The sequence below is a fragment of the Streptococcus thoraltensis DSM 12221 genome, from assembly GCF_000380145.1.
Classification (GTDB): Bacteria; Bacillota; Bacilli; order Lactobacillales; family Streptococcaceae; genus Streptococcus; species Streptococcus thoraltensis.
Genome location: NZ_KB904586.1, coordinates 270,397 through 282,663, shown reverse-complemented (window position 1 = coordinate 282,663; position 12,267 = coordinate 270,397). Strand labels below are relative to the sequence as shown.

Sequence of the window (12,267 nt, the reverse complement as noted above, 5' to 3'; positions counted from 1 at the left end):
ATAAGCCGTATTGACTTCAATCTCTTTAATAGTTTGGCGCATGGAACGGATCCCATAGAAACATTGGATAAGAGGGATTTTGATGAGCATTACAGGGTCAAGACTGGGACGACCATTATCAGAACTATAGGTGTCTTCCACTAAATCATAGATGAAGTCAAAGTCAATCATNGCATCCACTTGACGAAGAAAGTGATCTTCTGGGACGAGCTGGTCAAGCGTGTAAAAGCCATATTGGTTACGGTTATAATCTGGTTTTTCTTTGTGAAACATAGCAACACCTCACAAGCGTTTTCTTTTATTATACTCCTAAAATAATCAAAAAGCCCTTAGAAAATGAATTCTAAGAGCTTTGTCTTCAATCTGAGCAAACTTAGCAGTTTGTTCTAGTGATATTGCTGTTTCTATTGTAGTTCCAGCCTATAATGAGGCATTGACCATTATCAGCTCAATTGATTCTTTACTCCATCTTGATTTTGACAACTATGAAATTATTGTGGTTGATGATGGTTCTAGTGATCAAACTCCAGAGTTATTAAAAGACTATTTTCACCTATCTCCTCATTCAAAAGACATCAACCAACACATTCTGACCAAGCCCTGTAAAGCAGTTTATAAAGGAGAAATCAATGGCATACAACTTACCTTAATCAGTAAGGAAAATGGTGGTAAGGGAGATGCTTTGAATATGGGGATTAATGCCTCTTGTTATGACTATTTTCTGTGTTTAGATGCAGATTCGATGTTGCAGGCAGATTCTTTAACCCAAATTGTGAAATTAGTCCGTCAAGACCCAACAGTGGTAGCAGTGGGTGGCTTAGTGCAGGTTGCTCAAGGGGTTAAAATTGAAAAAGGACAGGTGGTCTCTTACCATCTTCCTTGGCACATGATTCCTTGTGTTCAAGCGATTGAATATGATTCTTCATTTTTAGGGGCACGTATTTTCCTAGATTATTTGAAAGCTAATTTGATTATTTCGGGTGCCTTTGGTCTTTTCAAAAAAGATGTGGTAAAAGCTGTCGGAGGATATGATACCCAAACCTTGGGAGAAGATATGGAGTTGGTAATGAAACTACATTTTTTCTGTCGCAATAATCAGATTCCTTATCGCATTTGCTATGAGACAGATGCGATTTGCTGGAGTCAAGCGCCAACTAGTTTAGAAGATTTGAGAAAGCAGAGACGGCGGTGGTTTTTAGGTCTCTATCAATGTTTGAAAAAATATAAAAGCATTTTTGCCAATTATCGTTTTGGCGCAGTTGGGTCTATTTCCTACATGTATTATATTTTCTTTGAATTATTATCTCCTTTCTTTGAACTTTTTGGAATGGGGGTGGTTTTATTAGCCCTCATGTTTCACCAACTCAACGTTTCCTTCTTCTTTTCTCTAATTTCTCTTTATATTTTTTATTGTATTTTGATTACCCTAACATCTTTTTTGCACCGCGTTTATTCTCAAAAATTAATGATTGGAACCATGGATATCATCAAAGTCATCTATATAGCTATTTTCCGATACCTTGTTTTACATCCTATATTGACTTTAGTTAAAGTGGCTGGGCTTATTGGCTACCGTGAGCATAAGAATGTTTGGGGACAACTGAAACGAGAAATTCAGATGCAGGAATACGATAGGTCACCTTCCCAGAAAAGCTCAAAATTATAGAAGAAATAGGGCGAGTTTTTTTGAAAGGACTTCATAAAAAGCAACTCTATCTGTGAAAACATCCCTAAAACAAACACGCCAAATGCATGAAGTAAGTTTTGTTTTCAGAAATCGAAATAACATCAACCAAAGTAGTAAACTTAAAAGAAAGGTAACTACAATGATTGATGTTGTTTCTATAGAAGATATGTAAGCCCCCATAAGAAAGTATATTGAAAAGTTCCAAAGCCTTGCTTGACTCTGGAACTTTTTTCTATTGACAGTAGGAAGTAGTGTTTGTGGCAATAGTTTCTCTCGGCAAAAGTCATACAGGGGGTCGAAATGATACTGATACTCAATGCAAATCAAAAGCAGACTAGGCGACACAGATAGCCGATAGAACTGTCTTCATCAAATCAAGTCAACAACGTCTTCTTTTGATTTCCGAAGAGTATGACTAGATTTGATGTGCCAGTTAGCTAGTTCTTTCTAAGAAATAAACCGCAGTTGAGTGGATGACAGATTAGACCGTGATTTTCGCTTTCCCCCATAGGATATGAGGAAAAGCGAAGATAAATTTAGCAATAGGCACGAGTTTCTTAATGATGGTTGGCTTTGATTTAGAGAAGTCCAATCATGGATAGAAGGACAGACTGGTTAGTTGGGGAGGTTAGTGGAGATGATTAGAAAATAGATTGAAAGACAAGGGATTAATAATGGTTTTTTGGGAGGCAAGTAAAAATGATTATTTGAAAACAGTCTTACAGCACTTGAAACACGAGAACTGATAATGCCTCTAACATGTCATTTTAAAATTGTGAAGAAATTCGAGGTAACGAGAATGATTCTGTTAAGTATAAGTCGCATTTTCTTTAAAAATACGGTAAAATAGTTCTGTTACAAAACGTCAAAAGAAAAGATAAAGTTATGAAATCTATCGGAATAGGTAAGTCACATAGCAAGATTATTTTGATGGGAGAACATTCTGTTGTCTATGGTTTTCCAGCTATCGCCTTACCGTTAAAAAATATTGAAGTGATCTGCCAGTTGACACCAGCTGAACAGCCACTCAAAATGACCATTGCCAATCCCTTGATTACGGCGATTTTTGCTGCTCTAGAGTATTTGGAAATCTCTCAAGCAAAAATCAAGTATGAGATTACCTCATCCGTTCCACAAAGACGAGGTATGGGGTCATCAGCAGCAGTAGCCATTGCCGCTATTCGCTCTGTTTTTGATTACTATGAGCAGGATTTGGACAATCAAACCTTAGAGATATTAGTCAATCAGGCAGAAATCATTGCCCACACCAATCCAAGTGGCCTTGATGCTAAAACCTGTTTGAGTGATGAGGCAATCAAATTTATTCGAAACATCGGATTTTCAACCTTAGAAGTTGATTTGGGCGCCTATCTCGTCATTGCTGATACAGGCATTCATGGTCATACTAGAGAAGCTGTGGAAAAGGTCGAAGAACAAGAAGAAAAAGCCTTGCCACTACTACATGGACTCGGTCAGTTGGCCGATGCTTTTGAAGAAGCCCTTGCCGAAAAAAACTTAGAACGTATGGGCTTAGCTATGAACCATGCCCACGATTTACTAGATGGATTAGGTGTGTCAAGTCCAGAATCCAATCATCTGGTGCAGGTGGCTAGAGAAGAAAATGCTCTAGGTGCCAAAATGTCAGGTGGAGGTCTAGGAGGGTGTATCATCGCCCTCACCAACACAAAAGAAGGAGCTGAGCATTTGTCTCAAGTATTAGAAAAAGAAGGAGCTGTTAACACATGGATCGAAAACCTGTAAAGGTCAAGTCGTACGCCAATATTGCCATCATCAAATATTGGGGAAAAGCCGATGCTGATAAAATGATTCCTTCAACCAGTAGCATTTCGCTAACTTTGGAAAACATGTTCACCGAAACGCAGTTAACTCCCTTGGATAATGCCAGTTCAGATGAATTTTATATCGGAGATGTCAAACAAGGTGCTGATGAACTCAATAAAATGAGTAAGGTTCTTGACCTCTTTCGTCAAGACCCATCAGAATTTGTCAAAATTGAAACTTGGAATAACATGCCAACAGCAGCAGGTCTGTCATCGAGTTCCTCTGGTTTATCAGCCCTTGTAAAAGCAGCTAACGATTACTTTGAAGTTAATAAGTCACAAAGTGAGTTGGCCCAAATTGCTAAATTTGCCTCAGGCTCTTCATCACGTTCTTTCTTTGGGCCTTTATCAGCCTGGGATAAAAATACTGGAGACATTTATCGCGTTGAAACTGATCTCAAACTAGGCATGATTATGTTGGTTTTAAATGATCAAAAAAAAGCTGTCTCAAGTCGCGAGGGCATGAAGCGTGCTTCTGAAACCTCACCTTATTTCCAAGAATGGATCAAGCAGTCCGATCAAGATTACAAGGATATGCTGGATTATCTCAAGGCTAACGATTTTGAAAAAGTTGGGGAATTAACAGAAGCCAACGCTCTTCGCATGCATGAGACAAATCATCAGGCTCAGCCAGCCTTTTCTTATCTCACTGACAAAACTCAGGAAGCCATTGACTTGGTCAGAAACTTACGTCAATCTGGTGCAAAGTGCTACTTTACCATGGACGCAGGACCAAATGTTAAAGTGCTCTGCTTGGAAGAAGATATGGAAGACTTGGCGGCTATTTTCCAAGAACATTATCAAGTCATTACCTCATCAACAAAGGCTCTCTAAAATGAAAACAATTAGTGTTCAAACTGGCGGTAAGCTCTATCTTGCCGGAGAGTATGCAGTTTTGACTGCCGGAAAAACAGCGCTTATAAAAAATATCCCCATCTACATGACAGCTCAAGTGAGCCAAGCAACGCACCTGCAACTCAAGTCTGACATGTTTGATTATGCTGTAGATATGACAGCTGATAGGGGCTATGCTTTGATTCAAGAAAGTGTGCGTACTTTTGCCTGTTTTCTTGATAAAAAAGTGGAAAACTTGGCACCTTTTGAGTTGTCTATTTCAGGCAAGTTAGAAAAAAATGGCAAGAAATTTGGGATTGGCTCAAGCGGTAGTGTGACGGTTCTCACCATAAAAGCGCTAGCGACTTTCTTTGACATTGCCATCAGCACAGACCAGCTTTTTAAGTTAGCCTCCTATACCTTGCTCAAGATGGGAGATAATGGCTCCATGGGGGATATTGCCTGCATCGCCTACGACGACCTTGTCGCCTACACTTCCTTTGATCGCGATGCTATTTCAGCTTTGCTTTTGGAAAAATCCTTAACAACACTTTTAGATATGGATTGGGGATATGAGATTGTCACTCTAAAGCCCCAGCTAAAAGCTGATTTTTTAGTAGGATGGACAGCTCAGCCAGCCTTGTCTAGTCAAATGGTTAAAAATCTCAAAAGCCATATTTCAGCTAGCTTTCTAGAGGAAACACAAAAGCAAGTTTTACGCGCTAAAACAGCTTTAACAAAGGGTGATAAAGTTGCTTTAAAAACCTCTTTAGAGACAGTTAGCGATTTACTAGTTTCACTCAGCTCGGCTATATACACTGACAAATTATTGGCTCTCAAAGAAGCCAGTCAAGATTTGGATGGTGTCGCCAAGTCTTCAGGAGCAGGTGGTGGCGATTGTGGCATTGCCTTGTCTTTTAATTCTGAAGATACAGCCATCTTAAAAGAACGCTGGGAAAAATCTGGAATTGAGATTCTCTATCAAGAAAGTTGGTGATCATGACAGACTTAGTATTGATTAAACCCAATATAGACTATTTGGACATCATTACTGCCTATAAAAACGAATTTGCACAAGCAAATGAACCTATTTATGGTGGTGCGCATTTGGAAAATTATGTCGATTTAGTTGCTTGGATTGCCTACACTCAAGCCATCGAAACAGAAAGTGGTGTCAAAGAGGGGCGGGCACCATCGTCAACCTTTCTCTGTGTGCGTCAATCAGACCAAAAGATGGTCGGTATTTGTAATATCAGGCATCATCTGAAGCAAGATTTTTTAATTAATTTTGCCGGTCATATTGGTTACTCGATTTGTCCTAGCGAGCGGCGAAAACATTACGCCAAAAAACAATTAAAACTTGCTTTAGCTAAAGCCCACAATCTTGGCATCACAAAAGTCTTGGTAACCTGTGATGTGGATAATATTGCTTCTGAAAAAACCATTTTGGCTAATGGTGGGGTTTATGACAATACCTATGTCAACCCAGACGATCATTCCCAAACCAAACGATTCTGGATAGAGGTAAATCATGGAAACAAATCGTAAAGACGATCACATTAAATACGCCTTAAAGTACCAATCTCCTTACAATAGTTTTGACGATATGGAGTTGGTGCATCGTTCTCTGCCAGATTATGATTTGGTAGAGATTGATTTGTCAACGCAATTTTTGGGCATGGATTTTGACTTTCCTTTTTACATCAATGCCATGACTGGTGGTAGCCAAAAAGGGGCTGAAATTAATCAAAAATTAGCTCAGTTGGCAGAAGCAACAGGTATTACCATGGTGACAGGTTCCTATTCAGCAGCTTTAAAAGACCCAACGGATACCAGCTTTCAGGTCAAAAAAAATCATCCAAATCTCACCCTAGCAACCAACATTGGGATTGATAAAGACTATCAACTTGGGCTAAGAGCTGTTGAGGAGATGGAGCCTGCTTTTCTACAAGTTCACGTTAATCTTATGCAGGAACTCCTCATGCCAGAAGGAGAGAGAGAATTCCGCTCATGGAAGAAAAATCTTGCCAACTATGCCAAGCACATGCCAGTCCCCGTCATGCTAAAAGAAGTTGGGTTTGGCTTAGATTTAAAAACTATGGAAACGGCTTATGATTTAGGCTTTAGAGCCTTTGATATATCCGGTCGAGGAGGTACAAGTTTTGCCTATATCGAAAATGAGCGAGGGGGCGATCGTTCCTTTCTTAACGAATGGGGACAAACTACCGTACAAGCCCTTCTAAATGCCCAACCCATGATGGCTAAAGCCGATGTTTTAGCCTCTGGTGGTGTTCGCCATCCTTTAGATATGATTAAGTGTTTAGTTCTTGGCGCTAAAGCAGTGGGCTTATCAAAAACAGTCTTAGAATTGGTCGAAACAAAAACAATGGAAGAAGCTATTGCTACGGTTAATGGCTGGAAAGACGATTTACGCTTGATTATGTGCTCTCTAAACTGCCAAAAAGTATCGGACCTAACCAAGGTCGATTACATGCTTTATGGCAAGCTCAATCACCTTAAAAAAGAAGATATAAAAAACTAAAGTTAGCATGACTAACTTCAGTTCGGATTTAGCGACTTTAGTCTGTCTCGCTTCACAGATGCGAGACAGAGAACCCCGCTATGCAATAAAGGTGTTCAAACCTATTGTATAGCGAAAGACGAAAAAACATTCCAAAGTCAAGTTGACTCTGGAATGTTTTTTTAGTCTCTATAATTTCTGTAGTGGGTAAATTCCCATCGGAGATTAGGGCTCATTGTCAACCCACTACAGTTGACAATGAGCCCTTAAATCTAACTTTGGGGGTACAAGTCACTTTGTGGAGTTAGTACAGTCCTAGATTGACTCTGGAGTTTTTTCAACATACTCTGTTATTGGACGTTTACCTTATACCAAAATAGCTAAAAGAAATTTATTAATCTGTATCCCTTTTACGACTTACTATAAGCATTGCTGCGTTTGCAGCGAGAACACTACCTGCTAGAAGCGCAATATTTGTTTTACGCTCTCCTGTTTTTGGAAGTTGCTTTTCTTGCGATATGCTATTTTCTAATTTATCCGGAGTATTTGGTTTATCCGGAGTACTTGGTTTACCTGGAGTATTTGGTTTGTCCGGAGTATTTGGTTTATCCGGGGTATTTGGTTTATCTGGAGTACTTGGTTTATCTGGAGTATTTGGTTTATCCGGGGTATTTGGTTTATCCGGGGTATTTGGTTTATCTGGAGTACTTGGTTTATCTGGAGTACTTGGTTTATCTGGAGTATTTGGTTTATCCGGAGTATTTGGTTTGTCCGGAGTATTTGGTTTGTCCGGAGTATTTGGTTTATCTGGAGTACTTGGTTTACCTGGAGTATTTGGTTTATCCGGAGTACTTGGGTTGCATTCACAAGTACCGTATTTACCGTTAAGTCCATTGTCGCCCTTATCACCTTTATCGCCTTTGTCGCCTTTGGCGCCATCGTTCACGATAACAGAAGTCTTCTCGTTATCGGAAATAATGCCATCACCGTTTTTATCGCTTCCAGTGGTGATAGTCTTAGTGCCATCGCCGTTATCTTTGACATCAGCAAACGCAGCCACACCGTCCTTACCGTTAAGTCCGTTGTCGCCTTTATCGCCTTTATCACCTTTGGCTCCATCATTCACGATAACAGAAGTCTTCTCGTCATCGGAGATAATGCCATCACCGTTTTTATCTCTTCCGGTGGTGATAGTCTTAGTGCCATCGCCGTTATCTTTGACATCAGCAAACGCAGCCACACCGTCCTTACCGTTAAGTCCATTGTCGCCTTTATCGCCTTTATCGCCTTTATCGCCTTTATCGCCTTTGGCACCATCGTTCACGATAACAGAAGTCTTCTCGTCATCGGAGATAATGCCATCGCCATTTTTATCGCTTCCAGTGGTGATAGTCTTAGTGCCATTGCCGTTATCTTTGACATCAGCAAACGCAGCTACACCGTCCTTACCGTTAAGTCCATTGTCACCTTTGTCACCTTTGTCACCTTTATCGCCTTTGGCGCCATCATTCACGATAACAGAAGTCTTCTCGTTATCGGAGATAATGCCATCACCATTTTTATCGCTTCCAGTGGTGATAGTCTTAGTGCCATTGCCGTTATCTTTGACATCAGCAAACGCAGCTACACCGTCCTTACCGTTAAGTCCATTGTCGCCTTTGTCGCCTTTGTCGCCCTTATCACCTTTATCACCTTTATCGCCTTTGGCGCCATCGTTCACGATAACAGAAGTCTTCTCGTTATCGGAGATAATGCCATCACCATTTTTATCGCTTCCAGTGGTGATAGTCTTAGTGCCATCGCCGTTATCTTTGACATCAGCAAACGCAGCTACACCGTCCTTACCGTTAAGTCCATTATCACCTTTATCGCCTTTGGCGCCATCGTTCACGATAACAGAAGTCTTCTCGTCATCGGAGATAATGCCATCACCGTTTTTATCGCTTCCAGTGGTGATAGTCTTAGTGCCATCGCCGTTATCTTTGACATCAGCAAACGCAGCTACACCGTCCTTACCGTTAAGTCCATTGTCGCCTTTATCGCCTTTGGCGCCATCGTTCACGATAACAGAAGTCTTCTCGTTATCGGAGATAATGCCATCGCCGTTTTTATCGCTTCCAGTGGTGATAGTCTTAGTGCCATTGCCGTTATCTTTGACATCAGCAAATGCAGCTACACCGTCTTTACCGTTAAGTCCATTGTCGCCTTTATCGCCTTTGTCGCCTTTTTCACCTTTGATGGTTTTTATAGTGAACTCAGCATTTGATATTTGACCGAAAGCATCTACGTATTGTACGGTGTAAGTTCCGTTAGAATTTTCAACAATCTTTAACGAAGGTGGTCGTTTGTTAAGCGAGTAGGTGAAGACATTTCCGTTTTGTTCAATATTGAGACCATCACCTGCACGGAAGACTAACTTATCGCCACTATGAACTTTTTGATCACTTGGACCAGGGTTTGTCTCATGGACTGGATGTTGAGTACCAGTTCCGACAGTGCCAGATGTTGCTACCCAGTGAGAGTTTTTAGTTATCAGATGTAATTGAGAACCATTGATAGCATCTGTAGAGGTGTCAGAAATTTCACCCGCAGCTACATTTTTCAATTGTCGTTCTTGATCTTTAGAACCAATTGAAACTTGAGAGCCTTCTTCTCCTACTTTTCCAGCAAAGCCTGAATAGCTAATACCATTAATAGTTGCACTATCTACGGATTTTGCTGGAGCATCTGTTTTTGATTGTGCCCCCAGAGCGACTGAATTGTAGTAGCTAGCTTCAGAGTTAGCACCGACAGCAGTAGATAGTTCTTTTGCTTGGGCATTGCCTCCGATAGCAGTAGATAGATTTTCTTTAGCTTTGGCCCCGGGACCAATAGCTGAGGCATTATACCCATCAGCGTTGGCACTAGAACCTATAGCGGTAGCAAGAGTTTGCTTAGCTTTGGCTTGTCCCCCGATAGCAGTCGCGTACTCGCCTTCTGTTTTAGCGTAGTAGCCGATGTTGACACTAGAGTTACCATTTGCAGAACCTTGGTATCCGATATTGACAGCACCAACGCCATCTGCCTTGCCTCCAGCTGCGATTGCAGAATCTTTTTCAGCTGTTGTCGTGTTACCGATAGCAATAGTATTTTCACCCTTGGCTGTCGTAGACGTACCAAAGGCAATTGCACCACCTCTGTTAGAAACACCAACATTTGTTTTTGCGTTATAACCAATAGCTGTATCGTATTGGCTGGATGCTTCTGTGAGATCTCCCAACTTGAGTGTTCCAACAACACCGTCAGTAGTTTCCGGGGTTGTAGCAGCTCTAAAGGCTGAGCGTTTGAAACGAGTCGGTTGATTGCTAAGCAAGGCACGCGCAAGCGTGTTAGATGTAGCAGAAGGGAGTGTTTGTTCGGTCGTCGTATAGGTGTTTCCTGTTGTGATTATATTTTTAGGAACAACGACAGGCAGACCAGAATTTACTTGATCTGTGACGTATAAATTGCTCTCCGTTACATAGGTGATAGCACTAGAGGCAGTCATGCTTCCATCTGCCTTTGTAGCCAAACGACTAGCTTGTGAGAGAATCGTGTAGTTGCCCGGCTCAAGCGGCGTTCCTTCAATTTGTGTTGTTGCCGTATTATAGCTTAAACCAGTTGGTAACCCTGCTTGAGTAGTTGTTTGATTTTGAAGTGTCTTGGTATAGCTAAACGAGATCGCAATAGCATCTTTAGCTCCGTTGACTGTGATAGGTCTCATCAGGTGATCGGTAAAGATTGCTTGATCAGTTTTTGGCAATGCATTAATATCTAATTCAAATTTACCAGTATCTACAATAGCATTGTCAACAGTAGCCGTAACTTTTACAGTATACTGTCCAGGTTGATAAACAGTTCCTTCAATTTCTCCAGTTACGCTGTTGAATGTTAATCCAGCAGGTAACCCAGAAATTTCTTTCTCAATTCCTTGTTTCAAATAAGAAAAATTGAGAAGTGCTTGCTGTTCTGCTGAAGACTTACTTTGTTGAACAGTTACGCCTACTGGGCGAATAGCGGTAGATTCGTTAATAGATTGATAAGCTCTACCGATATTTAAGCTAAGATTTCCCTTAACACCATCACCTAGCTGTTTGATGTTTTTAGGTGTTAACTGTTCTTCTGGGTTAGTTGATACTATTGATGTTACTGCTGTAGAACCAATTCTTCTGACATAAAAATCAATATATTTAGTCTTCTTTAATTCAGAACCTAAGATAGTTTGTACATTTGACGTGCTATCGGTTAATTCATAACCATAAAGTGCCGTTTGGTTTAGATTCGCTGTTTCTGAAACGTACTTTTTAGCGGCTTCATTTTCATTTGACGGTAGAAGAAGTGCTTTAGCAGATGTTTGCGCTAAGGTTGTTACTGTACCGTCATTTTGTTGTTCGAGATAACGAACTTTATAAAAAATATGGTTATTGCTAGAACCAGTTTGTTCTGATAGGGCTACTTTTTCAGTTGTTTTAACTTCTTTTTCATTAGCAACAGTGGCTTTAGTAGCAGAAGGTTTATCAACGCTCTTTTCCACTGTGTTACTCAACTCAGCTAAGGAATGTGTTGTCTGGATATGGTTAGAGTCTTCTGGTAAATTGGCTGAGTCAGATTTGTCTGTTTTAGCTAATTCACCTTCTTTTTCGCTAGAACCATTGGTTTCTTGAATAGAAGGTAGTTCTTTCGTCAAAATAGCAGACATAGATTTGTCTGTTTCGCTATTGACTTGAGTGGTGAAACTTGCATCTGTAGGCCTACCTGCGACATTTGATGGCACAGTAGCCTCTACCTCTACTTGCGTAGCTGGTTGAAGTTGCTCTTGAGCAAGAGCAACGCTTGAAGTGAAGAGCCCAATACCGATTAATGCGGAGGCAGCCCCGAACTTAAACTTTCTGATTGAAAAGTATTGTTTCTTTTGCAAGGAATACTTGTTATGTTTGGGTTTATGCATAAAGTCCTTTGCCTTTCATAAAGATAGTGTTATAGAACCAGATAATGCTTCCAGCAGAGAAATTGCCATAGCCAGAAAGTTTTACCGTTCTATTATGTATATATTATAGATATCCTACCTATGGTGCTAGTTAATCTCAAAATAGCTTAAGTTATAGGCAAGTACTATTTGTTCGAGCCTCAACTGTAGTCCAGTTATTTCTTTTGCCAATGTTTGTTCAATATCAAATAGCCTGAAAGGGGATATCCTAATGTAAATAGTATCTCATTTATAGGGTATGATGGGAATATCTTTATTTTTTAAAAAAAAGCCTATTTAGTATTTTTTTAAAAAACAAGGTATCATATTTTATTTTTTCATTCAATTTTAATAAGTTTATTTACTTTTTTTAAAATAACTAATAAAATGTTTAATAAAA

The 12,267-nt window shown here is 40.1% G+C and carries 8 protein-coding genes and 1 pseudogene; 6 read left to right on the top strand and 3 right to left on the bottom strand.

The features are described 5' to 3' along the window. On the bottom strand, nucleotides 1-273 hold a 273-nt coding region (locus A3IA_RS0101460; protein WP_018379572.1), incomplete at its 3' end, for a transposase. A gap of 121 nt (nucleotides 274-394) precedes the next feature. On the opposite strand from A3IA_RS0101460, the gene A3IA_RS0101455 reads away from it, so the two are divergent. From A3IA_RS0101455 to fni, 6 genes are all read left to right on the top strand, one after another. Beyond that, nucleotides 395-1,666: a glycosyltransferase family 2 protein gene (locus A3IA_RS0101455; RefSeq protein WP_083902700.1), complete on the top strand. Its 1,272-nt coding sequence runs from the start codon at nucleotides 395-397 to the stop codon at nucleotides 1,664-1,666. 906 nt (nucleotides 1,667-2,572) lie between these two features. Next, complete coding sequence (gene mvk, locus A3IA_RS0101450; RefSeq protein ID WP_018379569.1) at nucleotides 2,573-3,448, top strand: mevalonate kinase; 876 nt, start codon at nucleotides 2,573-2,575, stop codon at nucleotides 3,446-3,448. Beyond that, the gene (gene mvaD, locus A3IA_RS0101445; protein ID WP_018379568.1) at nucleotides 3,430-4,362 is read left to right on the top strand and encodes a diphosphomevalonate decarboxylase; all 933 of its coding nucleotides are present in this window, start codon (nucleotides 3,430-3,432) and stop codon (nucleotides 4,360-4,362) included. Before mvk ends, mvaD begins: the two co-directional genes overlap by 19 nt. 1 nt (nucleotide 4,363) lies before the next feature. After that, entirely contained in the window at nucleotides 4,364-5,359 is a 996-nt protein-coding gene (locus A3IA_RS0101440) for a phosphomevalonate kinase (RefSeq protein ID WP_018379567.1), read from the top strand. A gap of 2 nt (nucleotides 5,360-5,361) precedes the next feature. Next, nucleotides 5,362-5,910: a GNAT family N-acetyltransferase gene (locus A3IA_RS0101435; protein WP_039827246.1), complete on the top strand. Its 549-nt coding sequence runs from the start codon at nucleotides 5,362-5,364 to the stop codon at nucleotides 5,908-5,910. Then, entirely contained in the window at nucleotides 5,894-6,904 is a 1,011-nt protein-coding gene (gene fni / locus A3IA_RS0101430) for a type 2 isopentenyl-diphosphate Delta-isomerase (RefSeq protein WP_018379565.1), read from the top strand. The genes A3IA_RS0101435 and fni overlap by 17 nt, the downstream gene beginning before the upstream one ends. Before the next feature lie 373 nt (nucleotides 6,905-7,277). On the opposite strand, the gene A3IA_RS11600 is transcribed toward fni, so the two are convergent. Both A3IA_RS11600 and A3IA_RS12865 read right to left on the bottom strand, forming a co-directional pair. Further along, nucleotides 7,278-11,849 (bottom strand): collagen-flanked surface repeat-containing protein, encoded by a 4,572-nt coding sequence (locus A3IA_RS11600; protein ID WP_018379564.1) that lies wholly within the window; start codon nucleotides 11,847-11,849, stop codon nucleotides 7,278-7,280. A 126-nt stretch (nucleotides 11,850-11,975) separates the two neighbouring features. Continuing rightward, nucleotides 11,976-12,110, bottom strand: a pseudogene (locus A3IA_RS12865) (IS982 family transposase); the annotation flags it as partial. Nucleotides 12,111-12,267: the final 157 nt, after the last annotated feature.

Excerpts from the sequence above, each read along its gene's own strand:
- mvk (WP_018379569.1), top strand. The coding sequence starts at position 2,573 with ATGAAATCTATCGGAATAGGTAAGTCACATAGCAAGATTATTTTGATG.
- mvaD (WP_018379568.1), top strand. The coding sequence starts at position 3,430 with ATGGATCGAAAACCTGTAAAGGTCAAGTCGTACGCCAATATTGCCATC.
- A3IA_RS0101440 (WP_018379567.1), top strand. The coding sequence starts at position 4,364 with ATGAAAACAATTAGTGTTCAAACTGGCGGTAAGCTCTATCTTGCCGGA.
- A3IA_RS0101435 (WP_039827246.1), top strand. The coding sequence starts at position 5,362 with ATGACAGACTTAGTATTGATTAAACCCAATATAGACTATTTGGACATC.
- fni (WP_018379565.1), top strand. The coding sequence starts at position 5,894 with ATGGAAACAAATCGTAAAGACGATCACATTAAATACGCCTTAAAGTAC.
- A3IA_RS11600 (WP_018379564.1), bottom strand. The coding sequence starts at position 11,849 with ATGCATAAACCCAAACATAACAAGTATTCCTTGCAAAAGAAACAATAC.